This is a genomic window from Pigmentiphaga soli, from assembly GCF_039541095.1.
Lineage (GTDB): Bacteria > Pseudomonadota > Gammaproteobacteria > Burkholderiales > Burkholderiaceae_B > Pigmentiphaga > Pigmentiphaga soli.
Genome location: NZ_BAABFO010000037.1, coordinates 1 through 25,150 on the forward strand (window position 1 = coordinate 1; position 25,150 = coordinate 25,150).

General features: G+C 68.8%; 20 protein-coding genes and 4 tRNA genes. 14 read left to right on the forward strand and 10 right to left on the reverse strand.

The window, feature by feature from the left end; translation table 11 throughout:
• Window positions 1–135 precede the first annotated feature (135 nt).
• The 8 genes from gspN to gspG all read right to left on the reverse strand — a co-directional run bounded on the left by gspN (window position 136) and on the right by gspG (window position 5,871).
• The gene (gene gspN / locus ABD927_RS23220; protein WP_345252269.1) at window positions 136–879 is read right to left on the reverse strand and encodes a type II secretion system protein N; all 744 of its coding nucleotides are present in this window, start codon (window positions 877–879) and stop codon (window positions 136–138) included.
• Entirely contained in the window at window positions 879–1,457 is a 579-nt protein-coding gene (gene gspM, locus ABD927_RS23225; RefSeq protein ID WP_345252270.1) for a type II secretion system protein GspM, read from the reverse strand. Before gspM ends, gspN begins: the two co-directional genes overlap by 1 nt.
• A complete protein-coding gene (gspL, locus tag ABD927_RS23230) occupies window positions 1,454–2,812 on the reverse strand; it encodes a type II secretion system protein GspL (RefSeq protein WP_345252271.1) in 1,359 nt (452 codons plus the stop codon). The genes gspM and gspL overlap by 4 nt, the downstream gene beginning before the upstream one ends.
• A complete protein-coding gene (gene gspK, locus ABD927_RS23235) occupies window positions 2,809–3,726 on the reverse strand; it encodes a type II secretion system minor pseudopilin GspK (RefSeq protein WP_345252272.1) in 918 nt (305 codons plus the stop codon). Before gspK ends, gspL begins: the two co-directional genes overlap by 4 nt.
• 104 nt (window positions 3,727–3,830) lie before the next feature.
• Window positions 3,831–4,475: a PulJ/GspJ family protein gene (locus tag ABD927_RS23240; RefSeq protein ID WP_345252273.1), complete on the reverse strand. Its 645-nt coding sequence runs from the start codon at window positions 4,473–4,475 to the stop codon at window positions 3,831–3,833.
• On the reverse strand, window positions 4,472–4,906 hold the full coding sequence (gene gspI, locus ABD927_RS23245; protein ID WP_345252274.1) for a type II secretion system minor pseudopilin GspI: 435 nt from the start codon (window positions 4,904–4,906) through the stop codon (window positions 4,472–4,474). Before gspI ends, ABD927_RS23240 begins: the two co-directional genes overlap by 4 nt.
• Window positions 4,893–5,405: a type II secretion system minor pseudopilin GspH gene (gspH, locus tag ABD927_RS23250; protein WP_345252275.1), complete on the reverse strand. Its 513-nt coding sequence runs from the start codon at window positions 5,403–5,405 to the stop codon at window positions 4,893–4,895. The genes gspI and gspH overlap by 14 nt, the downstream gene beginning before the upstream one ends.
• A gap of 25 nt (window positions 5,406–5,430) precedes the next feature.
• A complete protein-coding gene (gene gspG, locus ABD927_RS23255) occupies window positions 5,431–5,871 on the reverse strand; it encodes a type II secretion system major pseudopilin GspG (protein ID WP_425570352.1) in 441 nt (146 codons plus the stop codon).
• Window positions 5,872–6,013: 142 nt separating this feature from the next.
• Here gspG and ABD927_RS23260 point away from each other — a divergent pair, with 142 nt between their 5' ends.
• Window positions 6,014–6,445, forward strand: coding sequence for a hypothetical protein (locus ABD927_RS23260; RefSeq protein WP_345252276.1), 432 nt, complete (start codon window positions 6,014–6,016; stop codon window positions 6,443–6,445).
• 63 nt (window positions 6,446–6,508) lie between these two features.
• Here ABD927_RS23260 and ABD927_RS23265 read toward each other — a convergent pair whose 3' ends face one another.
• Both ABD927_RS23265 and ABD927_RS23270 read right to left on the reverse strand, forming a co-directional pair.
• Window positions 6,509–9,472, reverse strand: coding sequence for a PAS domain S-box protein (locus ABD927_RS23265; protein WP_345252277.1), 2,964 nt, complete (start codon window positions 9,470–9,472; stop codon window positions 6,509–6,511).
• Window positions 9,473–9,660: 188 nt separating this feature from the next.
• Entirely contained in the window at window positions 9,661–10,629 is a 969-nt protein-coding gene (locus ABD927_RS23270) for an NAD(P)H-quinone oxidoreductase (protein WP_345252278.1), read from the reverse strand.
• 158 nt (window positions 10,630–10,787) lie between these two features.
• On the opposite strand from ABD927_RS23270, the gene ABD927_RS23275 reads away from it, so the two are divergent.
• The 13 genes from ABD927_RS23275 (at window position 10,788) to rpoC (ending at window position 25,131) form a co-directional block, all read left to right on the forward strand.
• Window positions 10,788–10,874 (forward strand) — tRNA-Tyr (locus ABD927_RS23275).
• Between the two features lie 86 nt (window positions 10,875–10,960).
• Window positions 10,961–11,034: transfer RNA gene (locus ABD927_RS23280), tRNA-Gly, on the forward strand.
• Between the two features lie 41 nt (window positions 11,035–11,075).
• Window positions 11,076–11,150: transfer RNA gene (locus tag ABD927_RS23285), tRNA-Thr, on the forward strand.
• A gap of 52 nt (window positions 11,151–11,202) precedes the next feature.
• Window positions 11,203–12,393, forward strand: a complete 1,191-nt coding sequence (tuf, locus tag ABD927_RS23290) for an elongation factor Tu (protein WP_345252279.1) — start codon at window positions 11,203–11,205, stop codon at window positions 12,391–12,393.
• Between the two features lie 181 nt (window positions 12,394–12,574).
• Window positions 12,575–12,650, forward strand: a tRNA-Trp gene (locus ABD927_RS23295).
• Window positions 12,651–12,774: 124 nt separating this feature from the next.
• Window positions 12,775–13,155 (forward strand): preprotein translocase subunit SecE, encoded by a 381-nt coding sequence (gene secE / locus ABD927_RS23300; RefSeq protein WP_345252280.1) that lies wholly within the window; start codon window positions 12,775–12,777, stop codon window positions 13,153–13,155.
• A gap of 19 nt (window positions 13,156–13,174) precedes the next feature.
• On the forward strand, window positions 13,175–13,708 hold the full coding sequence (nusG, locus tag ABD927_RS23305) for a transcription termination/antitermination protein NusG (protein WP_345252281.1): 534 nt from the start codon (window positions 13,175–13,177) through the stop codon (window positions 13,706–13,708).
• 160 nt (window positions 13,709–13,868) lie between these two features.
• Window positions 13,869–14,300, forward strand: a complete 432-nt coding sequence (gene rplK / locus ABD927_RS23310) for a 50S ribosomal protein L11 (RefSeq protein WP_345252282.1) — start codon at window positions 13,869–13,871, stop codon at window positions 14,298–14,300.
• A 2-nt stretch (window positions 14,301–14,302) separates the two neighbouring features.
• Entirely contained in the window at window positions 14,303–15,016 is a 714-nt protein-coding gene (gene rplA, locus ABD927_RS23315) for a 50S ribosomal protein L1 (protein ID WP_345252283.1), read from the forward strand.
• Window positions 15,017–15,311: 295 nt separating this feature from the next.
• Complete coding sequence (rplJ, locus tag ABD927_RS23320) at window positions 15,312–15,839, forward strand: 50S ribosomal protein L10 (RefSeq protein WP_345252284.1); 528 nt, start codon at window positions 15,312–15,314, stop codon at window positions 15,837–15,839.
• 59 nt (window positions 15,840–15,898) lie between these two features.
• A complete protein-coding gene (gene rplL, locus ABD927_RS23325) occupies window positions 15,899–16,282 on the forward strand; it encodes a 50S ribosomal protein L7/L12 (RefSeq protein ID WP_345252285.1) in 384 nt (127 codons plus the stop codon).
• Between the two features lie 295 nt (window positions 16,283–16,577).
• On the forward strand, window positions 16,578–20,690 hold the full coding sequence (gene rpoB / locus ABD927_RS23330) for a DNA-directed RNA polymerase subunit beta (protein ID WP_345252286.1): 4,113 nt from the start codon (window positions 16,578–16,580) through the stop codon (window positions 20,688–20,690).
• A gap of 184 nt (window positions 20,691–20,874) precedes the next feature.
• A complete protein-coding gene (gene rpoC / locus ABD927_RS23335) occupies window positions 20,875–25,131 on the forward strand; it encodes a DNA-directed RNA polymerase subunit beta' (protein WP_345252287.1) in 4,257 nt (1,418 codons plus the stop codon).
• Window positions 25,132–25,150 lie beyond the last annotated feature (19 nt).

The window sequence follows — 25,150 nt, forward strand, 5'->3', positions numbered from 1 at the left end:
GGCGCGGCGGCCAGGGCCGGCCACGCCAGCACCAGCAGCGCGGAGGCGCCGATCGCCGCGGCGGCGGCCTTGGCGCCGGACCGGCGGCGCGCCGTCCGGTGGAAAGGGTGGGGGGCGATGGGCATCAGCATCATGTTATCGGCCAACTTGCAGGATTGAGTCGTCGCCGGACCTGCGGCCCAGCGCGGACAGGGCGGCTTGCAGCGCCGCGCGTACTTCATTGGAGGAACCGGGCGCCGGACGGGCGACGCCCTTGAAACTGAAGCCGGCACGCGCCGTCCAGCGGCCCTTGCCTTCCATCACCAGCGGCCCGCTCACGGTCGACAGCGCGACCGTGGCGGCATCGCCGTTCTCGCCGCGGATGGCGACGCGGTAATGGCCGATGGGCCGCAGCAGCGACAGCGCGGTCGCGGCGTCGTTCCAGTCGATGGTCAGCAGTTCGCCGGCGGGCAGGCGGCCGCCCACCCGCAGCGGCGGCCAGCGCAGTTGCAGCTGGCCGGCCGGCTGCAGCGTGTTGAACGGGGCGCCGAATTGCGCCAGCACCGCCGCCGGCAGGCTCAGCGTGCGGCCCGACAGCGCCACGCCGCCGATGCCGGGGCGCAGTTGCAGCGGGCCGTCGAGCCAGGGGTGGCGCAGCTCGAGGTGGAAACCGCCGGCGAAGCCGGTCTGCCACGTGACGGGCGCCGGCAGCGTGCTGCGCGATTCGGGCGGGCCGACCGCCAGCAGCGCGGTGCCGCGCCAGACGGTGCCGGAGGCGTCGGCCACCGCCAGCGGCCAGTCGGCCGGCAGCGCGACGATCAGCCAGCGCGCCGGCAGCACCCACAGCGCGGCGGCCAGCGCGATGACGGCATACAGCAGGAAGCGGGACAGCGCGCGCATCAACGCCCCGCTTCCGGCGTGGCCGGCACGAACAGCAGCTCGCCCGATGCCTTGCCGTTCAGCAGCCGGCCGTCGTCGCCGGCGGGCCGCTCCAGCGCGGCCTCGGCCAGCTTGAGCCGCGTCTGCGACGGCACCGCTTCCAGCCATTGCATCAGCGCGCCGGCCGCTACGTTGTCGAGTTCCACCTGCAGCGCGCCGGGCGTTTGCGAGACGTCGGGCCCGGCGTCTTCGACCCGCGCCTCGATGCCGGCCTGGCGCAGGCTGTCGACCAGCGCCTGGCGCGTTTCCTCGGCCGACATGCGGCCGGTGGGCGTGCGGCGCAGCGTGCGCGCCTCGCGCACCAGCGCATCGACCGCGGCCGCCTGGGTATGCAGCCGCGGCAGTTCGGCCTGCAATCGGCGGGTGGCGGTCCAGGCCGGTTCGATCAGCACCAGGAACACCAGCGCCAGCCCGGCCAGCGCGCCGGCCACGCCCAGCAGCAGACGCTCGCGCGGGGCGAGCCGGGCCCAGCGCTGGGCGGCGGTGGCGCCGTGCCGGCGCAGCGCCGCCGGCCATGAGGCTCTGACGGCGGCGTTCATCGCGGCGCTCCGGGCTGGATGCGCAGGCGGCCGACGCGCTGCGCGCCGGGCTCGCCGGCGACGGCCGGCCGGATCCGCCATTCGCCGTCGATGCGGTCGACCTGCAGGTTCAGCGTTTGCGCGCGCTGGACGATTTCGGGATCGATGGCCGCCTGCGCCGGCGCGGCCGCCGGGGCGGGCTGCGGCGCGGTGCTGCGCAGGCCGAAGCGGCGCGCCGGCGCGGGCCCGGGCGCCGGCCTGGCCGGCGCGGCGGGCCGGGTCATGCCGATGTCGGCGTCGACCAGGCGCAGGCGCAGTTCGGCGTCGGCGAAACGCAGCGTGGCGAGGTTGCCGGCCGCCTGCGGCAGGAGCTTGGCGGTGGCCAGGGCCAGCGGCAGGAAATCGGAGTCGGCCAGCGTGCCGCCGGCGGCGCGCAGCGCGTCGCGGCCCTGTTGGGCCTGGCGCAGCGGATCGACGATGACCGGAATGTCGGGGAAGGCCGCCTTGACCTGTCCGGCCATCTGCTGGCGCAGCGCGCGTTCCTCGCGCTCCAGCCGCCAGGCCTGCACGTTCAGGCCCAGGATCCAGACCGCCGCGGCGGCGGCGCTCCAGGCCAGCGGCCGCTTCCAGCGCGAGCCGCCCTGGCGGCGCGGGCGCAGCGCGGGCAGGGCCAGCGACCAGGCAGGCGCCGTGCCGCGCCAGCGCTGCGCGCCGTCCAGGCCGGACGCGGCCACGCCGGCCGGGGCCGTCCAGCCGGGCGGCGGGGCGCCGACCCATGCGATCGACGGCGGGTTTTCCTGTTCGGCCGCCAGCCGCAGCGCGGCGGCCGCCGGTTCGTCGGCGTCGGCCGCCAGCGGATCGATGGCCCAGCAATAGCCGCTCTGCGGGCCGGTGCGCACGACGATCTGGCCGCCGCGCACGAGCGCGGTCCAGCCGCCGTCGGCCAGCGGCAGCGCGAACGGCGCCGGCAGCAGCGCGTCGGCCGCCAGCCCGCAATCGGCCAGCTGCCGCAGCCCGCCGGCCAGGGCCTCGCGCACGCCCCACGCGACCGCCATCGTGCCGTCGGCGGCGCGCGGCCCGTGCGCCACCGCGAGCTGTTCGATATCGCCCAGCAGCATCGGCTCGATGGCGCCGGCCACGGCGGCGTCCATCCGGTGCGGCGGCAGCGGCGGCACCGTCACCGAGGCCAGGATGGCGTCGCCCGGATGCAGGATGGCCTCGATCCGGCTCGGCGGCAGGCCCGCGGCGATGCCGGCCAGCGGCAGTTCGCCGCTGCGCAGCACGGCGTGCTGGCGGTCCAGCAGCGCGAAGGCGACCGGCGAATCGGCGCCAAGCTCGTGCAGCGCCGGCAATTCGAGGCGCAGCGTCGTCTTCAATCGATCTCCCTCTTCCAGACCACGACTGGATTGTTTTGGTCGGCGCGCGAAATCAGCGCGTTCAGCGTGACCACCGCGCGCTCGAACGTGACCGTGCCCGACACCATGAACCACTTGCTGACCACGGCGATCTGCGTGTCGTCGACCGTGATGCGGGGGTCGGCCAGGCGATTGGCGAAATCGGCGCGGTCGTTGAACCACGCCCCCGCGTCGCGCCGTTCGGTCACCGCCCGCGCCTGCGCCAGGGACAGCCCGGGCACGCGCGCCGCCAGCACCTCGGCCGGCGCGGTATTGGCATTGACGGCCGTCGTTTCCGGCAGCACGGTAACATAAGGACGCAAAGCCGCGACGGCATCTTCGTCGATGTCCGCCAGTCCTTCCAGTTCGTCGACGCTGCGGATCATCGGCGCGGTGGGCGCGTGGCCGGCCGCCGCGCCCGTGCCGCCGGCCTCGGTCCCGGTAGCCGCCGGCGTCGACTGCGCGCTGGCCACCCGCAGCGCGATGCGCGGCGCCAGCACCCCCGGCAGTCCCAGCATCGCGCACAGCCGTTCCAGCGCCGCCACCTCGTCCGGGCGCGGCACGCCGTTCTGGGCCAGGTTGCGCAGGTTGTATTTACCCTGTTCGTCCTGGATCCGTCCTGAAAACAGGGCCACCCGGTCGTCGCCCGGCTGCGTGATGCGGGTGTCGGCCACCGGCGTGGACCACAGCTCGCCCAGCCGGGTGGTGGCGTTGCGCCGCGCGTCTTCGCGCAGCACCAGGCGGGCCCAGTCGAGCCCGCCCTGCAGCAGCCAGCGCGCCTGCACGCGCGCCTGTTCGTTCTCCACCGCGCGCACCGCGGCGGCCTGGCGCTGGAACAGCCCGGTCATCAGCACCGCCACGGCGGCCACGATGATCAGCGCGCTGATCACCGCCATGCCGTGCGCCCGCCGGGCCAGGCAGCCCGCGCCGCGCCCGGGCCGCCGCGCGGCAGGGCGGCGGCGCGCGGGCTGCCGCATTCCGGACCGGCGCGCGGGCGGCGTCATTGCAGCACCACCACGCGCGAATAACGTTCGGCGCCGCCGCCGGCCGCGCCGCGTTCGACGGACAGTTCGATGCCGGTGGCGGCCACGCCGGTAGCCGGAAACGGCATGCCGATCCAACCCTGGCCCGGAATCCAGATCCGCACCGCGAAGCGCTGCACGCCGGCCAGGATCGGCGCGCCAGGGCCGGCCGGCGGGATCGGATACTGCCGCGACGACGGCCCGGCCGCCCGCCGCAGCACGCCGCCGTCGAGCGACCACACCACGCGCTGCCAGGCCGACGGGTCGGCAGGGTCGGCGCGGATCAGCTCGACGGCCGGCGGCGCGGCGGCGCCGTCGCCCACCACCACCCGCAGCGATTGGGGCAGCACGGTCGCGGGCGTGGCCGAGGCGGCGCCGTCGTCGTCCTGGCCGTCGGCCTGGTCCGGCGCCAGCAGGTCGTTGGGCGCGCGCAGCGCCACATCGCGCTCCATCTGCCCCAGCATGCGCAGCAGCGCGTCGACATCGTCGGCATCGACAGTCAGCAGGCGCCGCTGGTTGCTGATGGACTCAAGACCCCGCCACGCGATGATGCTGACCACCGCCATCAGCGCGATCGCCACCATCACCTCGATCAGCGTGAAGCCTTGCGCCTTCCGTTTCATGGCAACGCTGTCAAAAAGCCGTTGAGCCGCACCAGCGTGCGGTCGGGATCGGCGGCCGGATGGACCACGATCGCCACCTGCCGGATGCTGCCGTTCGGAGAGTTGGTGAATACCTCTTCGCACACCATTTGCAGCCGGCCCTGGTTGCACGGCGCGCGCTGCACGCCCGCGCCCGGCATCACCCGCTGCAGCCGCAGTTCGGCCAGCTGGTTCTCGGCCGCCACCAGCGCCAGCGACCGGGCGCGCAGCGCCGCGTTGTTCTGCGCGATCATGCCGGCCGCCCGCACGGCAGCGGCCAGCGCGATGCCGACGATGGCCAGCGCCACCAGCACCTCGACCAGCGTGAAGCCGCGTTCGCGCGCGGGCCGCGCGCCGCATCGCCGGGCGTGGACGGGCCTGCGGCGGGCCGGCAGGGCATCATTGCACCGCATAGCGCCCCGATCCGTCGCGCACGATCAGCACCTGCGCGTCGGCATTGCGCAGCACGATGGTCAGCGGCGGCGCGATCCATTCCGCGGTGAACACCGGCGCGCCCGGCGGGTCGAGGTTCACCTGCACCGGCCCGTCGGTCCAGCGGCGCGGCCGCAACAGCTCGTCGCGGGCGAACACGTCGAATTCCGAGCGCGAAACCTCGGTGGGCGTGACGCTGCCCGGCAGCGCGGCGCGCGCGCGGCGCACGAAACGGTAGCCGTCGGCGTCGGCCTGCCAGACGATGCGCCGGCCGTCGGCCCGCACCTCGCCCTGCGCCACCGCGAACAGCCGGGCGAGCCGGTCGGCGTCTTCGCGCAGGCCGCGGCGGCGGTCGGGGAAGGCGCGCAGCGTGACCATCGTGGCGGCGATGCCGATGATCACCACCACTACCATCAGCTCGATCAGCGTGAAGCCGCGGGCGCGGCGCGGCGCCGTACGGCTGGCGCGGCGCGGCGGCAAGGCGTGGAACGCGGAAGACGCGCGGTCAGAGTTCCCAGGAGCCGATGTCCGCATTGGCATTGTCGCCGCCGGGCTGGCCGTCGGCGCCGAGCGAGAACACATCGATCTCGCCGTGCACGCCGGGGTTCAGGTATTGATAAGGGTTGCCCCAGGGATCGGACGGCAGGCGTTCGAGGTACTGCTTCCAGTTGGGCGGCACCTGGCCCGTGGCCGGGCGTTCGACCAGCGCGCGCAAGCCTTGCTCGGTGGTCGGGTAGCGGCCGTTGTCGAGCCGGTACAGCTTCAAGGCCTGCATGATGCCAGACACGTCCTGGCGGGCGGCGACGGCCCGTGCCTGGTCCGGACGATCGAGCACGCGCGGCACGACCAGCGCCGCCAGGATGCCCAGGATCACCACCACCACCATGATCTCGATGAGGGTGAAACCCCGTTCGCGTTGGCGGGGGGCGGGGCGGGACGGTCTCACGGCATAAACTCCATCGGAAAAACGCCTGTTATTATCAATGCGTTTGATGACAGTTCATGACGCAGGCGTTTCTGTCATATCGTGGGCGCAAAATAGCATGTTCATTGCTTCATCGCCATTGCACCCGCCCACCGGAGTTTCCATGCCGCTTCCCCCCTATGCCCCCGCCGCGGTATCGCGCATCGCGCTGGTCGCCCTGGCTGCCGGCGTGGGCGTCTGGGGCGCCGTCCTGCTGGCGCCGGCGCCGGCGCGGGTGCCGCCCGCCGCGGTGGCCGGCCCCGCCGCGCGCACCGATACGCAGCCGGTGGCGCGCTGGTTCGGCGGCGGCGGCGCCAAGGTGCAGGTCACGGTGGCCGGCCTCATCGCCGCCGGCCCGCACGGCTCGGCCGTGCTGGCGATCGACGGCCGCCCGCCGCGCGCCTTCGCCGTCGGGCGCCAACTGGCCGACGGCGTCCGGCTGGCCGAGGTCCGGGCCAACGGCGTGGTGCTGGACCAGGACGGCGAACGGGTCGAAGTGCCCGCCACCGTGCTGCCCCGGGTCGACGGCATCCGCGTGCTGCCCAGGAATCCGTAGGCGCGAGCCGCGCCGCCCCGGCCCGCCGGACGAGCGGCTCCTCGACCGGCGCCGCCGGCCCGGTCAGCCCCGCGCGTGCGCCAGCATCTCCCGCACCGTCGCGGCCAGGTGGTCGATGGCGAACGGCTTGATGATCATTTCCATGCCCGGCTCCAGGAAACCCGAGCGCAGCTGCGCGTTCTCGGCATAGCCGGTCATGAACAGCACCGCCAGCCCCGGCCGCAGGCGGCGCGCCCGCGACGCCAGTTCGCGCCCGTTGATGCCGGGCATGCCGACATCGGTCACCAGCAGGTCCACGCGCGGCGCCGCGTCGATCGCCGCCAGCCCCTGGGCGCCGTCGGCCGCCTCCAGCGTGGCATAGCCGAGCCCGCGCAAGACTTCCACCACCACCATCCGCACCGCCGGGTCGTCTTCCACCACCAGCACGGTTTCGCCGGCGCCCTGCGGCTGCGCGGCGGCGGCCTCCACGACCGGCGGCTCGGCCGGACGGGCTGGCGGCTCCGGCTCGCAGCGCGGCAGGTAGAGGCGCACCTCGGTGCCCACGCCGACCCGGCTGTGGATGCGCACGTGGCCATTTGATTGCTTGGCGAAGCCGTAGATCATCGACAGGCCCAGCCCGGTGCCCTGGCCGATCGGCTTGGTGGTGAAGAAAGGGTCGAAGGCCTTCTCGACCACTTCGGGCGGCATGCCGGTGCCGGTGTCGGCCACCGACAGCATCACGTAGTCGCCGGCCTCGATGCCGTCGTCCCGCAGCGCCGGGTCGGAGCCGGCGCGCACGTTGGCGGTGGCGATGGTCAGCCGGCCGCCGGCCGGCATCGCGTCGCGCGCGTTGATGACCAGGTTGAGCACCGAGTTCTCCAGCTGGTTGGCGTCGGTCAGCGCGTGCCACAGCCCTTCCTGCGACGCCGTCTGCAGCACGATCCGCTCGCCCAGCGTGCGGCGCAACAGGTCTTCCAGCGAGCTGACCAGCGCCCCCAGGTCGATCGGCTTGGGGTCGAGCGACTGGCGCCGCGAAAAGGCCAGCAGCCGGTGGGTCAGCGCCGCGGCGCGGTGGGCGGCGGCGATCGCGGTATCGATGAAGCGGCCCAGGTTGGCGGTGCGGCCCAGCTCGATGCTGCGGCGGATCAGGTCCAGCGGCCCGATCACGCCTTGCAGGATATTGTTGAAATCGTGCGCGATGCCGCCCGTCAGCTGGCCCACCGCTTCCATTTTCTGCGCCTGGCGCAGCTGCTCTTCGGCGCGCCGCAGCGCCTCGCCCGCCTCGCGCTCGGCCGTCACGTCGCGGCCCACGGCGTGGATGCCGGCCTCGTCGGCCGCCGCCCGCCAGGAAATCCAGCGGTAGGCGCCCTGCCGGTGGCGGCACCGGATCTCGAAGCGCAGGCTGTGCTGGCCCAGCGTCAGGCGGCGCATCTCGATGCGCGTCAGCGCCACGTCGTCGGGATGGACGAAATCGAGCAGGCTGGCGCCGATCAGTTCGCTTTCGTACCAGTCGAACGCCGTCTTCCAGGCCGGGTTGGCGGCCTGGATGGTCAGGTCGAAGGCCGCGGTCAGCATCACGTCGGTCGACAGCCGCCAGATGCGGTCGCGGTCGGCGGTGCGCTCGGCCACCCGCTGTTCCAGGGTTTCGTTCAGGCGCTGCAGCGCGGCGTCGGCGCCGGCGCGCCGGATCGCCGCCCAGCTGCGGTCGGCCACGGCGCGCACGAAGTCCAGCTCCTCGGGGTCCCAGCCGCGTACCACGGCATGGTGCAGGAACAGGACCGCGCTCAGGCGGCCGTTCTCCAGCAGCGGCACGTACAGCATCGAACGGATGCCCAGCGCGCGCAGGCCGGCGGAATCCGCGGCGGTGCGCGGGTCCAGCTCGACGTCGGCGATGGCTACCGTCGTGCCGCGCTGCAGGTCGGACGACAGCAGCGGGGTGTCGGCCAGCCGGTGCCGGCCCGCCAGCGGCGCCGGCTGTCCGGCCATCCAGCCCGGCTCGATGAGCATGGCGCGCTGCTCGGCGTCGACTTCGCCGTAGCCGGCGCGCGACACCGCCATCACCCGGCACAGCGTCTGCGCGGCCGCCGCCGCGATGTGGCGCGAATCGCGCAGGTTGCGCAGCTTGTCGCCCAGCTCGAACAGCGCCGTCTGGCGCAGCTCGCCGCGCTTGCGCGCGCCGATGTCGGTGGCCACGATGCTGGTGCAGCGCGGGCGGCCGGCGTCGTCGCGCAGCAGCGATACGTGGCAGCTGACCCAGACCGGCGTGCCGTCGGGCCGTACGTAGCGCTTCTCTATGAAATAGGGCTCGCCGGTTTCCAGCATGGCCTGGTAGCGCTGCCGGCTCAGCTCGTAATCCTCGGGCAGCGACAGGTGCATCAGCCGCAGGCCGAGCAAGGCGTCTTCCGGGCGCCCGACCAGCTCGCAGAAACGACGGTTGGCCATCAGGATCTTGCCGTCGATGTCGGTCTGCACGATGCCGACCGCGGCCTGGTTGACCAGCGCGTCCATCCGCGCGCGGTGTTCGCGCAGCGTTTCCTCGGCCAGCCGCTGGGCGGCGATGTCCCAGGCGGCGTCGTCCAGCGCGCGCGGGCCGACGGTTTCGCCGGGCGGCTGCAGCCAGGTGGCGTCGGAATGCAGCGAAACGAAATACAGCAGTTCGCCGGCCGCGCCGAACACCGGCGCGATGAACAGCCGGTTCCAGAAAGGGCTGCCGTCGTGGCGGTAGTTGAGCAGGTCCAGCCCGATCTCGCGGCGGGTTTCCAGCGCATGGCGGATGGCGCCGATGGAGCCGGCGTCGGTCTGCCGGCCCTGCAGGAAGCGGCAGTTGCGCCCGACGATGTCCTCGCAGGCATAGCCGGTCAGCCGGCTGAAGGCCGGATTGGCGAACACCACGGGCAGCCCCGGCTGGCGCGCGTCGCACACCAGCATCGGCACGTGGCCGCGCAATAGCGCGGTCAGCAGCGGCCCGGCGTGCTGCAGCAGATCCCGGGGCAGTCCGTCGGGCGCATTGCCGAACGGCCGGAACAGATAACGCTCACTATCGGTCACGACGGCAGGTTTCCTGGGAGCTGGGACAAAGATCTTATCAATGTTGCCGGCGCACAACTCCAAACTCTGCTAAACGACCTCCAACGGCCTGCGCTCCACCCCGGGTCGCCGCGGCCCCGGCTCCGCCGGTCCGCCAGCGCCGCCCCCTGGGAGAGGAGCCGCCGCAAGCTGCCCGGGATGGGCTTGCTCTACGGCTTCAGGATCAGCTTGCCGAAGCTGTCGCCGGACTCAAGATAGCGATGGGCATCGGCCGCCTGCGCCAGCGGGAATACGCGGTGCACCAGCGGCCGGATGCGATTGCCCAGCAGCGGCCAGGCGACCGACTTCAGCGCCAGCGCCACCTCGATCTTGCGCGCCAGCGGCAGCGGCCGCAGCCGCGACCCGGTCACGCGGGCCTCTTTCTGCATGACGGCGCCCAGGGGAACCGGGGTGGCGGCCGCGGTGCCGGTGGTCAGGTGCACGATGTGCCCGCCGTAGGCCAGCACGTCGAGGTTCTGCGCCATGTAGCGGCCGCCCGACATGTCCAGCACGGCGTCGATCGCCACGCCGTCGGCCTTCAGCTGCGCGGCGAAGTCTTCGCTGCGGTAATTGAAAGCGTGCCGTGCGCCCAGCTGCGTCGCCAGGTCCACCTTTTCCGGGGTGCCGCAGGTGGCGTACACCGGATGGCCCAGCGCCGTCAGTAGCTGAATCGCGAATACCCCCACGCCGCTGGTGCCGCCGTGGATCAGCACCCGCCCGCCCGGCTTCAGCGTGGCCACGAAGAACATGTTGTACCAGGTGGTGAACGCCACCTCGGGCACGCCGGCAGCTTCCTCGTCGGAGAAGCCGGCCGGCATCGGCATCACCAGCGGCGCCTCGGCCAGTGCGTATTGCGCATAGCCGCCGCCGTTGATCAGCGCGCACACCTCGGTGCCGGGTTCCAGCCCGACGACCTCGTCGCCCACCGCCTGCACCACGCCGGCCACCTCCAGGCCGGGAATGTCGGATTCGTGGTTGTTCGGCCCGCGCGCCCGCTGGCCGCAGTCGTGCCGATTGACGCCGGCCGCGCGGACCCGGATCAGGACCTGGCCGCGGCCGGGCTCCGGCACGGGGCGGCGCGCGGGCGTCAGTACTTCGGGGCCGCCGGCGCGGGCGATGACGATGGTGTCTTGGAGCATGGCAGGAATTCGCAACGAAGGTGGGGAAGGCGGCGCGGCCGGGCCGTCCGGCCGCGCTCGCGGAACCTGGAATATACGTAGAATGGCGGTCCGGCGGGAAGCCGAAGCGGGAAGTTGACTCCCGTTTGCGGTTCCTTCATAATTTCAAGTTCTCCGGCGGAGGGGTGCCCGAGTGGTTAAAGGGGGCAGACTGTAAATCTGTTGGCCTTGCGCCTACATTGGTTCGAATCCAATCCCCTCCACCAGTGAAGGATTTTTGCGGCCGGCCCAGGCGCGGCCGCAGGCGGTTTGAAGTGTTTTCGGCTTCGGCGGCCCTGGTTATGCAGGGTAGGCGGGTGTAGCTCAATGGTAGAGCAGAAGCCTTCCAAGCTTATGACGAGGGTTCGATTCCCTTCACCCGCTCCAGTTGCAGTCGGCAGTTCCGGCAGTTGGCAGTACCGAATTCCGCCCATGTGGCTCAGTGGTAGAGCACTCCCTTGGTAAGGGAGAGGTCACGCGTTCGATCCGCGTCATGGGCACCAGTTTTCCAGAACCATTCCAGTACTAAAGCAGGCATCCAGGCGGGAGTCAGCCATGGCAAAAGGCAAGTTTGAACGCACGAAACCGCACGTGAACGTGGGCACGATCGGGCACGTCGACCACGGCAAGACGACGCTGACGGCGGCGATCACGACGGTACTGTCGAACAAGTTCGGCGGCGAGGCCAAGGCTTACGACCAGATCGACGCGGCGCCGGAAGAAAAGGCGCGCGGGATCACGATCAACACGGCGCACGTGGAATACGAGACGGAAACGCGGCACTACGCGCACGTGGACTGCCCGGGCCACGCGGACTACGTGAAGAACATGATCACGGGCGCGGCGCAGATGGACGGGGCGATCCTGGTGGTGTCGGCGGCCGACGGCCCGATGCCGCAAACGCGCGAGCACATCCTGCTGTCGCGGCAGGTGGGCGTGCCGTACATCATCGTGTTCCTGAACAAGGCGGACCTGGTGGACGACGCCGAGCTGCTGGAACTGGTGGAAATGGAAGTGCGCGAACTGCTGTCGAAGTACGACTTCCCGGGCGACGACACGCCGATCGTGAAGGGCTCGGCGCGGATGGCGCTGGAAGGCGACAAGGGCGAGCTGGGCGAGCAGGCGATCCTGCAGCTGGCGGCGGCGCTGGACAGCTACATCCCGACGCCGGAGCGCGCGGTCGACGGGGCGTTCCTGATGCCGGTGGAAGACGTGTTCTCGATCTCGGGCCGCGGCACGGTGGTGACGGGCCGTATCGAGCGCGGGGTGATCAAGGTCGGCGAAGAAATCGAGATCGTGGGCATCCGCGACACCGCCAAGACGACCTGCACGGGCGTGGAGATGTTCCGCAAGCTGCTGGACCAGGGCCAGGCGGGCGACAACGTGGGCATCCTGCTGCGGGGCACCAAGCGTGAAGACGTCGAGCGGGGCCAGGTGCTGGCCAAGCCGGGTTCGATCACGCCGCACACGGAGTTCTCGGCCGAGGTGTACGTGCTGTCGAAGGAAGAAGGCGGCCGCCATACCCCGTTCTTCAACGGCTATCGTCCGCAGTTCTACTTCCGCACGACGGACGTGACGGGCACGATCGAGTTGCCGAAGGACAAGGAAATGGTGCTGCCGGGCGACAACGTGTCGATCACGGTCAAGCTGCTGGCGCCGATCGCGATGGAAGAAGGCCTGCGCTTCGCCATCCGCGAGGGTGGCCGCACCGTCGGCGCCGGCGTGGTTGCCAAGATCATCGCTTGAGGTAGGCCCCCCGTACGCGCTGCGCGCGTCCCCCAAGGGCGGTGCTGGCGGACCGGCAAAGCCGGATCCGCGGCACCCTGGGTGGGGCGGCGGTAAGCGGAGAAGGGTATACTGTCAAGTGGTGCTGCGACAGCACTGCGCCAAAAGCAGGCGCTGCCCACGGGTAGCGCCATAGGTTTTTAGGGGAATAGCTCAATTGGCAGAGCGTCGGTCTCCAAAACCGAAGGTTGCGGGTTCGATTCCCTCTTCCCCTGCCACTTCCCCCGGAGCTCGCGGGTACCGATCCGGGCTTTCGGGATGCCGGTGGTAGCCAGCGGTCCCTGGGAAATTACGCACGCACCGCGGTCGCCAGGGCTTCCCTGGCGCTGCCCGGACGAAAAGATGTCGAATCAAAACGTCGAAACCGTATCAAGCCCCGCCGACCGCATCAAGGTCGGCCTGGCCATCGTCGTGTTCGTCGCCGGCCTGGCGGGCTTCCAAGTGTTGTCGTCGAGCCCCCTGGTCGTCCGCCTCGGCGTGTTGATCGCTGGCATCGTCGTGGCGCTGGCCATCGCGTGGTTCAGCGAACCCGGCCGCCGCCTGATCGCGTTCGCGCAGGATGCGCAGCAGGAAACCCGCAAGGTCGTCTGGCCTACCCGCAAGGAAACCATCCAGACCACCGGCGCGGTGTTCGCGTTCGCGGTCGTGATGGCATTGTTCCTGTGGATCACCGACAAATCCATCGAGTGGGTGCTGTACGGCCTGGTTCTCGGGTGGAAATAACACGGCGGAAAGGGAAACGATGAGCAAGCGTTGGTACGTCGTCCATGTCTATTCGGGCATGGAAAAGAGCGTGCAGAGGGCGCTTACCGAGCGCATCGAGCGCGCTGCCCTGCAAACCTCGTTCGGCCGCATCCTGGTGCCTACCGAGGAAGTGGTCGAGGTCAAGGGCGGCCAGAAGTCCATCACCGAGCGCCGTTTTTTTCCCGGCTACGTGCTGGTCGAGATGGATCTCACCGACGACACCTGGCACCTGGTGAAGAACACCGCCAAGGTAACCGGTTTCGTGGGCGGCTCGGGCAACCGTCCGACGCCGATTTCGCAGAAGGAAGTCGACGAAATCCTGTCGCAGATGGAAGAGGGCGTCGAAAAGCCGCGTCCCAAGGTGCTGTTCGAAGTGGGCGAGATGGTCCGCATCAAAGAGGGCCCGTTCACCGACTTCAACGGCAACGTCGAAGACGTCAACTACGAAAAGAGCAAGCTGCGCGTGTCGGTCACCATTTTCGGCCGGTCGACCCCCGTCGAACTCGATTTCAGCCAGGTCGAGAAGTCCTGAATCCCCACGATCCGGAATCCCCGAACCCTGATCCATTGCTGCCGGACGGCGCGCCACGGCCCGCGCCGCCCGGTTTTCCGGTCTCCACCGGAATTTCCGGCCGAAAACCCCGGGGAGCATGCCGCGTGCGGCATGCGCATGAACCCGAAAGGAGCTGAACATGGCGAAGAAAATCGTCGGCTTCATCAAGCTGCAGGTGCCAGCTGGTAAAGCCAATCCGTCCCCCCCGATCGGCCCGGCGCTGGGCCAGCGCGGGCTGAACATCATGGAATTCTGCAAGGCCTTCAATGCCCGCACCCAGGGCATGGAGCCGGGCCTGCCGATTCCGGTGGTGATCACCGCCTTCGCCGACAAGAGCTTCACCTTCGTGATGAAGTCGCCCCCGGCGACCATCCTCATCAAGAAGGCGGCCGGCGTGCAGAAGGGCTCGCCCAAGCCGCATTCCGACAAGGTGGGCAGCCTGACCCGCGCCCAGGTCGAGGAAATCGTCAAGACCAAGCAGCCGGATCTCACGGCGGCCGACATGGACGCCGCGGTCCGCACGATCGCCGGCAGCGCCCGCAGCATGGGCATCACGGTGGAGGGCCTGTAATCATGGCACGTCAGTCGAAGCGGATCGCCGCGCTGCGCGCGAAGATCGACCGCACCAAGCTCTACCCCGTGGCCGAAGCCCTGGCGCTGGCCAAGGAAACCGCCACCGCCAAGTTCGACGAGTCGATCGACCTGGCCGTCCAGCTTGGCATCGACGCCAAGAAGTCGGACCAGCTGGTGCGCGGTTCGGTGGTGCTGCCTGCCGGCACCGGCAAGAGCGTGCGCGTGGCCGTGTTCGCCCAGGGCGACAAGGCCGAAGCGGCGCGCGCTGCGGGCGCCGACATCGTCGGCATGGAAGACCTGGCCGAGCGCATCCGCGGCGGCCAGATCGATTTCGACGTGGTGATCGCGTCGCCCGACACGATGCGCGTGGTCGGCGCGCTGGGCCAGATCCTCGGTCCGCGCGGCCTGATGCCGAACCCGAAGGTCGGCACGGTCACCCCCGACGTCGCCACGGCCGTGAAGAACGCCAAGGCGGGCCAGGTCCAGTACCGTACCGACAAGGCCGGCATCATCCACGCCACGATCGGCCGCGCCTCGTTCGGCGTCGAACAGCTGCAGACCAATCTGCTGGCGCTGGTCGACGCGCTGAACCGGGCCCGTCCGGCCTCGGCCAAGGGCATTTACCTGCGCAAGCTGGCGGTGTCGTCCACGATGGGCGGCGGAATCCGCGTGGATCAGTCGTCCCTGACGGCCAGCCAGCAGGCGCAGCAGTAAGCAATAGCAAGACAGACTTTGGGCCGTGCCGCGGCCGGGCAACCGGTTCGGCACAGCTGTCAAAGACCGCTGGAGCGAAGGCGCGCGGCGTGTCGCAGCAAGACACGACGGGCGTCCGGAGCTTAATCCCGCGGCAAAGGGCAGGCGGCATGCCGTCCTGCCCGGCGCGCGGATCCAGCGCAGACGGCGGTCCCAGGAAGAGTTCTTTTCATCCAAAAAGAAATCGACCAGGTTCGCCGCGTTCGGTCGACGCAGGGAGTCCGCTCCCGGCGTCATTTGATGGAGTGTTCAAACCGTGAGTCTCAATCGTCAAGAGAAATCGGCGGTGATCGAAGAGGTCTCGGCGGAAGTCGCCAAGGCTCAGTCGATCGTGATCGCCGAATATCGTGGTCTGGACGTCGCTGCCGTCACCGTACTGCGTAAGCAAGCACGTGAATCGGGCGTTTACCTGCGTGTCCTGAAAAACACGCTGACACGCCGCGCCGTGGCTGGCACCCCTTTCGAGGGGTTGTCCAAGCAGCTGGTCGGTCCGCTGATCTACGGGATCAGCGCCGATCCGGTCGCCGCGGCCAAGCTGTTGTCCGATTTCGCCAAAACCAACGACAAGCTGGTCCTGAAGGGCGGCGCACTGCCGAACAGCCTGATGGACACCGAAGGCGTGAAGGCCCTGGCCTCGCTGCCCTCGCGCGAAGAGTTGCTGGCCAAGCTGCTGGGCACCATGCAGGCGCCCGTTGCCCAGTTCGTGCGCACGCTCAACGAAGTTCCGACCAAGTTCGTCCGCGGCCTGGCTGCGGTTCGGGACAAGCAGGCGGAAGCGGCGTAAGCCGTTGCGTGAAGCGACCCCATACCTGGTATCAAACTTTTTTGGAATCCTGAAACAAAATGGCACTTAGCAAAGCTGAAATCATCGACGCGATCGCCGGTCTGACCGTTCTGGAACTGTCGGAACTGATCAAGGACCTGGAAGAGAAGTTCGGCGTGTCCGCCGCTGCCGCCGCGGTGGCCGTGGCTGCCCCGGCCGCCGGCGGCGCCGCTGCCGCCCCGGCCGAAGAGCAGACCGAATTCACGGTCGTGCTGGCCGAAATCGGCGCCAACAAGGTCAACGTCATCAAGGCCGTGCGCGAACTGACGGGCCTGGGCCTGAAGGAAGCGAAGGACCTGGTCGACGGCGCGCCGAAGCCCGTCAAGGAAGGCGTGTCGAAGGCCGACGCCGACGCCGCCAAGAAGAAGCTCGAAGAAGCCGGTGCCAAGGTCGACGTCAAGTAATTCGACCGAAGCAGGCACCCGGGGGCCGGCGGAATCGGCCTCCGGGTTTTTGCGTTTTGGAAAAGGGCTTTCGAGCCCGTTTCCGGCTGTATCGGCTGTAACAGGGTGGTGCCGCCAGCGGTGCCGCCCCGCGGATTTCCGGTGCGCAGGTGGCGACGCTACGCCTGCGGACCCGAAACCCGCGCCGGGAGAAGCCCGGCGCCGGCGCGCCCTGCCCCTATGCGCGCCGGGGTTTTGACGTAGTCGTATTTTAGGACCGCCGCCCGCGGTTCACGCAACCTGAGTCGGAGTGCTCATGCCCTACTCGTTCACCGAAAAGAAGCGCATCCGCAAGAGCTTCGCCAAGCGCGAAGACGTGCAGACCGTCCCCTTTCTGCTGGCTACCCAGCTGGAGTCGTATCTTACCTTCCTTCAGGCGGATACCCCACCCCTGCAGCGCAAGGATGAAGGCCTGCAGGCTGCATTCTCGTCGATTTTCCCCATCGTCAGCCACAACCAGATGGCGCGGCTGGAGTTCGTCAGCTACGTGCTGGGCGAGCCCGCGTTCGATGTTCGCGAGTGCCAGCAGCGCGGGCTGACCTTCGCTTCGCCGCTGCGCGCCAAGGTGCGCCTGGTCCTGCTCGACCGCGAAGCCAGCAAGCCCACGGTGAAGGAAGTCAAAGAGCAGGAAGTGTACATGGGCGAGATCCCGCTCATGACCTCTACCGGCTCGTTCGTGATCAACGGCACCGAACGCGTCATCGTCTCGCAGCTGCACCGTTCGCCCGGCGTGTTCTTCGAGCACGACCGCGGCAAGACGCACAGCTCGGGCAAGCTGCTGTTCTCGGCGCGCGTGATTCCCTACCGCGGCTCGTGGCTGGACTTCGAGTTCGACCCGAAGGACATCCTGTTCTTCCGCGTCGACCGCCGCCGCAAGATGCCGGTCACCATCCTGCTCAAGGCCATCGGCATGACGCCGGAGACCATCCTGTCGGAGTTCTTCTCGTTCGACCGCTTCGAACTGCAGAGCGAAGGCGCGCTGATGGAATTCGTGCCCGACCGCTGGAAGGGCGAGGTCGCGCGCTTCGACATCAACGACAAGTCGGGCAACGTCATCGTCGCCAAGGACAAGCGCGTCAATGCGCGCAACATCCGCGACCTGGTCAACGCCGGCACCGAGCGCATCTCCGTACCCGAAGACTTCCTGCTGGGCCGCGCGCTGGCCCGCAACGCGGTCGACCCGGAAACCGGCGAGATCGTGGCCAACGCCAACGAAGAGCTGACCGAAAGCCTGCTCAACAAGCTGCGCGAGTCCAACGTCAAGGAAATCCAGACGCTGTACACCAACGACCTGGACCAGGGCCCGTACATCTCGCACACGCTGCGGGTGGACGAGACCACCGACCAGACCGCCGCCCGCGTGGCCATCTACCGCATGATGCGCCCCGGCGAGCCGCCCACCGAGGAAGCCGTCGAGGCCCTGTTCCAGCGCCTGTTCTTCAGCGAGGAAACCTACGACCTGTCGCGCGTGGGCCGCATGAAGGTCAACAGCCGGCTGGGCCGCGGCAACGACATCACCGGCCCGATGACCCTCACCAACGAGGACATCCTGGCCACCATCAAGGTGCTGGTCGAGCTGCGCAACGGCCGCGGCGAAATCGACGACATCGACCACCTGGGCAACCGCCGCGTGCGCTGCGTGGGCGAACTGGCCGAGAACCAGTTCCGCGCCGGCCTGGTGCGCGTCGAGCGCGCCGTGAAAGAGCGCCTGGGCCAGGCCGAGGCCGAGAACCTGATGCCGCACGACCTGATCAACTCCAAGCCGATCTCGGCCGCGATCAAGGAGTTCTTCGGCTCGAGCCAGCTGTCGCAGTTCATGGACCAGACCAACCCGCTGTCCGAGATCACGCACAAGCGCCGCGTCTCGGCCCTGGGCCCGGGCGGCCTGACGCGCGAACGCGCCGGCTTCGAGGTGCGCGACGTGCACCCGACCCACTACGGCCGCGTGTGCCCGATCGAAACGCCGGAAGGCCCGAACATCGGCCTGATCAACTCGATGGCGCTGTACGCCCGCCTGAACGAATACGGCTTTCTGGAAACGCCGTACCGCAAGGTGGTCGACGGCAAGGTCAGCGACCAGATCGAATACCTGTCGGCCATCGAGGAAGGCCGCTACGTGATCGCGCAGGCCAACGCCACGCTGGACGACGAAGGCCACTTCGTGGACGACCTGGTGGCCTGCCGCCAGGCCGGCGAGACCATGCTGACCGCGCGCGAGAACGTGCACTACATGGACGTCGCGCCGTCGCAGATCGTGTCGGTGGCGGCCTCGCTGATCCCGTTCCTGGAGCATGACGACGCCAACCGCGCGCTGATGGGCTCGAACATGCAGCGCCAGGCCGTGCCCTGCCTGCGGCCCGAGAAGCCGCTGGTCGGCACCGGCATCGAGCGCACCGTGGCGGTCGACTCGGGCACCACCGTGCAGGCGCTGCGCGGCGGCCTGGTCGACTACGTCGACGCCGAACGCATCGTGATCCGCGTCAACGACGACGAAAACGTCGCCGGCGAGGTGGGCGTCGACATCTACAACCTGATCAAGTACACCCGTTCCAACCAGAACACCAACATCAACCAGCGGCCGGTGGTGCGCCGCGGCGACGTGATCGCCAAGGGCGACGTGCTGGCCGACGGCGCCTCCACCGACCTGGGCGAGCTCGCGCTCGGCCAGAACATGCTGGTGGCGTTCATGCCGTGGAACGGCTACAACTTCGAAGACTCGATCCTGATGTCGGAACGCGTGGTGGCCGACGACCGCTACACCTCGATCCACATCGAGGAACTGACGGTCGTGGCGCGCGACACCAAGCTCGGCTCGGAAGAAATCACGCGCGACATCAGCAACCTGTCGGAAGGCCAGCTTGGCCGGCTCGACGAATCCGGCATCGTCTACATCGGCGCCGAGGTCGAGGCGGGCGACGTGCTGGTCGGCAAGGTCACCCCCAAGGGCGAAACCCAGCTGACCCCGGAAGAAAAGCTGCTGCGCGCGATCTTCGGCGAGAAGGCGTCCGACGTGAAGGACACCTCGCTGCGCGTGCCCTCGGGCATGGTCGGCACCGTGATCGACGTGCAGGTGTTCACGCGCGAAGGCATCGTGCGCGACAAGCGGGCGCAGTCGATCATCGACGACGAGCTCAAGCGCTACCGGCAAGACCTGAACGACCAGCTGCGCATCGTCGAGAACGACACCTTCGACCGTATCGAGAAGACGCTGATCGGCAAGGTGGTCAACGGCGGTCCGCGCAAGCTGGCCAAGGGCGCGGCGATCGCCAAGTCCTACCTGGCCGAGCTCGACCGCTGGCAGTGGTTCGACATCCGGCTGGCCGACGAGGCCGCGGCGATCGCCCTCGAGCAGGCCAAGGAATCGATCGAGCAGAAGCGCCACCAATTCGACCTGGCCTTCGAGGAAAAGCGCAAGAAGCTGACCCAGGGCGACGAGCTGCCGCCGGGCGTGCTGAAGATGGTCAAGGTCTACCTGGCCGTCAAGCGCCGGCTGCAGCCGGGCGACAAGATGGCCGGGCGCCACGGCAACAAGGGCGTGGTCTCCAAGATCACCCCGGTGGAAGACATGCCGCACATGGCCGACGGCACCCCGGTCGACATCGTTCTGAACCCGCTCGGCGTGCCGTCGCGGATGAACGTGGGCCAGGTGCTGGAAGTCCACCTGGGCTGGGCCGCCAAGGGCCTGGGCCAGCGCATCGACGAGATGCTGCGCGAGGCGCGCGAGGTCGAAATGGGCAAGGTGCGCGATTTCGTCGCCCAGGTCTACAACTCGACCGGCACCCCGGCGCGGCTGGAAGAACTGAACGACGACGAGGTGCTGGAGTTGGCGCAGAACCTGCGCCGCGGCGTGCCGTTCGCCACGCCGGTGTTCGACGGCGCTTCGGAAGCCGAAATCCGCGGCATGCTGGATCTGGCCTACCCCGACGAGGTGGCCGAGAACCTCAAGCTCGCCAACTCCAAGACCCAGGCCTACCTGTTCGACGGCCGCACCGGCGAGATGTTCGAGCGTCCGGTCACGGTGGGCTACATGCACGTGCTCAAGCTGCACCACCTGGTCGACGACAAGATGCACGCCCGTTCGACCGGCCCGTACTCGCTGGTGACCCAGCAGCCGCTGGGCGGCAAGGCCCAGTTCGGCGGCCAGCGCTTCGGGGAAATGGAAGTGTGGGCGCTGGAGGCCTACGGTGCCTCGTACGTGCTGCAGGAAATGCTGACCGTGAAGTCCGACGACGTGAACGGCCGTACCAAGGTGTACGAAAACATCGTCAAGGGCGACCACGTGATCGATGCCGGCATGCCGGAGTCGTTCAACGTGCTGGTCAAGGAAATCCGGTCGCTCGGTATTGATATGGACCTCGAGAGGAATTGACCCCCCCGTACGCGCTTGCGCGCGCCCCCCAGGGGGCGATGCGAGGGGACCGGCGGAGCCGGATCCCCCGCATCCTGGATGGGATGGCTGCTGTTGGGGCAGCTGTTCCTCCGGGATGGATGAATGTGCAGGGCCGTGCGCCGCTTGTTTGCGGCGCGCAGTGAAACACTGATAGGGAGTAGCCATGAAAGCGCTGCTGGATCTATTCAAGCAAGTTACGCAGGAAGAACAGTTCGACGCCATTCGCATTGGCATCGCGTCGCCGGAGAAGATCCGGTCGTGGTCGTTCGGGGAAGTGAAGAAACCCGAGACGATCAATTACCGTACGTTCAAGCCGGAACGCGACGGCCTGTTCTGCGCCAAGATCTTCGGCCCCATCAAGGACTACGAGTGCCTGTGCGGCAAGTACAAGCGCCTGAAGCACCGCGGCGTGATCTGCGAGAAGTGCGGCGTTGAAGTCACGCTGGCCAAGGTGCGCCGCGAACGGATGGGCCACATCGAGCTGGCCAGCCCGGTCGCGCACATCTGGTTCCTGAAGTCGCTGCCGTCGCGCCTGGGCATGGTGCTCGACATGACGCTGCGCGACATCGAGCGCGTGCTGTACTTCGAAGCCTACTGCGTCATCGATCCGGGCATGACGCCGCTCAAGCGCGGCCAGATCATGTCGGAAGACGACTTTCTGGCCAAGACGGAAGAGTACGGCGACGACTTCCGCGCCGTGATGGGCGCCGAGGCCGTGCGCGAACTGCTGCGCACGATCGACATCAACCGCGACATCGAAACGCTGCGCGCCGACCTGCAGGCCACCAGTTCCGACGCCAAGATCAAGAAGATCTCCAAGCGCCTGAAGGTGCTGGAAGGCTTCCAGAAGTCGGGCATCAAGCCCGACTGGATGATCCTGGAAGTGCTGCCTGTGCTGCCGCCCGAGCTGCGCCCGCTGGTGCCGCTGGACGGAGGCCGCTTCGCCACGTCGGACCTGAACGACCTCTACCGCCGCGTCATCAACCGCAACAACCGCCTGAAGCGGCTGCTGGAGCTGAAGGCGCCCGAAATCATCGTGCGCAACGAAAAGCGCATGCTGCAGGAAGCCGTCGACTCGCTGCTCGACAACGGCCGCCGCGGCAAGGCCATGACCGGCGCCAACAAGCGCCCGCTGAAGTCGCTGGCCGACATGATCAAGGGCAAGAGCGGCCGTTTCCGCCAGAACCTGCTGGGCAAGCGGGTGGACTACTCCGGCCGGTCGGTGATCGTGGTGGGTCCGCAGCTCAAGCTGCACCAGTGCGGCCTGCCCAAGCTGATGGCGCTCGAGCTGTTCAAGCCCTTCATCTTCAACCGGCTCGAAATGATGGGCCTGGCCACCACCATCAAGGCGGCCAAGAAGCTGGTGGAAACGCAGGAACCGGTGGTGTGGGACATCCTGGAAGAGGTGATCCGCGAACACCCGGTGATGCTGAACCGCGCGCCCACGCTGCACCGCCTGGGCATCCAGGCGTTCGAGCCGGTGCTGATCGAAGGCAAGGCGATCCAGCTGCACCCGCTGGTGTGCGCGGCCTTCAACGCCGACTTCGACGGCGACCAGATGGCCGTCCACGTGCCGCTGTCGCTGGAAGCGCAGCTGGAAGCCCGCACGCTGATGCTGGCCTCCAACAACGTGCTGTTCCCGGCCAACGGCGAACCGTCGATCGTGCCCTCGCAAGATATCGTGCTGGGCCTGTACTACGCCACCCGCGAGCGCGTGAACGGCCGCGGCGAAGGCCTGCATTTCATCGACGTGGCCGAAGTGCTGCGCGCGTATGAAAACAAGGCGGTCGAGCTGCAGTCGCGCATCACCGTGCGCCTGAACGAGTACGAGCGCGACGAGCAGGGCCAGTGGCAGCCGGTGCTGCGCCGCTTCGAAACGACCGTCGGCCGCGCCATCCTGTCGGAGATCCTGCCCAAGGGACTGCCCTTCTCGGTGCTGAACAAGCCGCTGAAGAAGAAGGAAATCTCGCGCCTGATCAACCAGTCGTACCGCCGCTGCGGCCTGCGCGCCACGGTCATCTTCGCCGACCAGCTGATGCAGTCGGGCTTTCGCCTGGCCACCCGCGGCGGGATCTCGATCTGCATGGACGACATGCTGATCCCGTCGGCCAAGGAAGGCATCCTGGCCGAGGCCAGCAAGGAAGTGAAGGAAATCGACAAGCAGTACTCGTCGGGTCTGGTCACCGCGCAGGAACGCTACAACAACGTGGTCGACATCTGGGGCAAGGCCGGCGACCGCGTCGGCAAGGCCATGATGGAGCAGCTCTCCACCGAGCCGGTCACCGACCGCCACGGCAACGAGACGCGCCAGGAGTCGTTCAACTCCATCTACATGATGGCCGACTCGGGCGCGCGCGGTTCGGCCGCGCAGATCCGCCAGCTGGCCGGCATGCGGGGCCTGATGGCCAAGCCCGACGGCTCGATCATCGAAACCCCGATCACGGCCAACTTCCGCGAAGGCCTGAACGTGCTGCAGTACTTCATCTCGACCCACGGCGCGCGCAAGGGCCTGGCCGACACGGCGCTGAAGACCGCCAACTCCGGCTACCTGACGCGCCGCCTGGTCGACGTGACGCAAGACCTGGTCATCACCGAAGACGACTGCGGCACCACCGCCGGCTTCGCGATGAAGGCCCTGGTGGAAGGCGGCGAAGTGATCGAGCCGCTGCGCGACCGTATCCTCGGCCGCACCGCCGCGGCCGACGTGGTCGACCCCGACACGCAGGAAACGGTGTTCGAGGCCGGCACGCTGCTGGACGAAGACGCGGTCGACACCATCGAGCGCCTGGGCATCGACGAGGTCAAGATCCGCTCGGCGCTGACCTGCGAAACCCGCCACGGCCTGTGCGCCGCGTGCTACGGCCGCGACCTCGGCCGCGGCACGCTGGTCAACGTGGGCGAGGCGGTCGGCGTGATCGCCGCGCAGTCGATCGGCGAGCCGGGCACCCAGCTGACGATGCGGACCTTCCACATCGGCGGCGCGGCCTCGCGCGCGGCGCTGGCCTCGGGCGTGGAAACCAAGTCCAACGGCACGGTGCGCTTCACCAGCGCGATGCGCTATGTCACCAACGTGAAGGGCGAGCAGGTCGCGATCTCGCGTTCGGGCGAAATCCTGATCGTCGACGACAACGGCCGCGAGCGCGAGCGCCACAAGGTGCCGTACGGCGCCATCTTGCTGCACGGCGACGGCACGGCGGTCAAGGCCGGCGCGCAGCTCGCCAGTTGGGATCCGCTGACCCGCCCGATCATCACCGAGCACGGCGGCACGGTGAAGTTCGAGAACGTGGAAGAAGGCGTGACGGTGGCCCGCCAGCTCGACGAGGTCACCGGCCTGTCGACCCTGGTGGCGATCACGCCCAAGACCCGCAGCGGCTCCAAGCAGACGGTGCGGCCGCAGGTCAAGCTGCTCAACGACCAGGGCGAGGAAGTCAAGATCGCCGGCACCGATCACTCGGTCAGCATCTCCTTCCCGGTCGGCGCGCTGATCACCGTGCGCGACGGCCAGCAGGTGGGCGTGGGCGAGGTGCTGGCGCGGATCCCGCAGGAATCGCAGAAGACCCGCGACATCACCGGCGGCCTGCCGCGCGTGGCCGAGCTGTTCGAAGCCCGTTCGCCGAAGGACGCCGGCATGCTGGCCGACGTCACCGGCACGGTCTCGTTCGGCAAGGACACCAAGGGCAAGCAGCGCCTGGTGATCACCGACCTCGACGGCGTCAGCCACGAGTTCCTGATCCCCAAGGAAAAGCAGGTGCTGGTGCACGACGGCCAGGTGGTCAACAAGGGCGAGATGATCGTCGACGGCCCGGCCGACCCGCACGACATCCTGCGCCTGCAAGGGATCGAGAAGCTCGCCACCTACATCGTCGACGAAGTGCAGGACGTGTACCGGCTGCAAGGCGTGAAGATCAACGACAAGCACATCGAGGTGATCGTGCGGCAGATGCTGCGCCGCGTGAACATCGTCGATGCCGGCGAGACGTCCTTCATCCCGGGCGAACAGGTCGAGCGCGCCGAGCTGCTGAACGAAAACGACCGGGTGACGGCCGAGAACAAGCGGCCGGCCACCTACGAGAACGTGCTGCTGGGCATTACCAAGGCCTCGCTGTCGACCGACTCGTTCATCTCGGCTGCCTCGTTCCAGGAAACCACGCGCGTGCTGACCGAAGCCGCCATCATGGGCAAGCGCGACGACCTGCGCGGGCTGAAGGAAAACGTGATCGTGGGCCGGCTGATCCCGGCGGGCACCGGCATGGCCTTCCATGCCGCCCGCAAGGAGAAGGAAGCCCAGGAAGCCGCCGAGCGCGAAGTGGTGTTCACCGACGTCGGCAATGCCTTCGACGAAAGCGCCATCTTCAACACGCCGGAGAGCGTTACGTCGTCGGCCCCGGCCGACGAGCCGGAGTCCGACGGCCAGGTGTGAGGGGGCCTGCGGTCCGCCG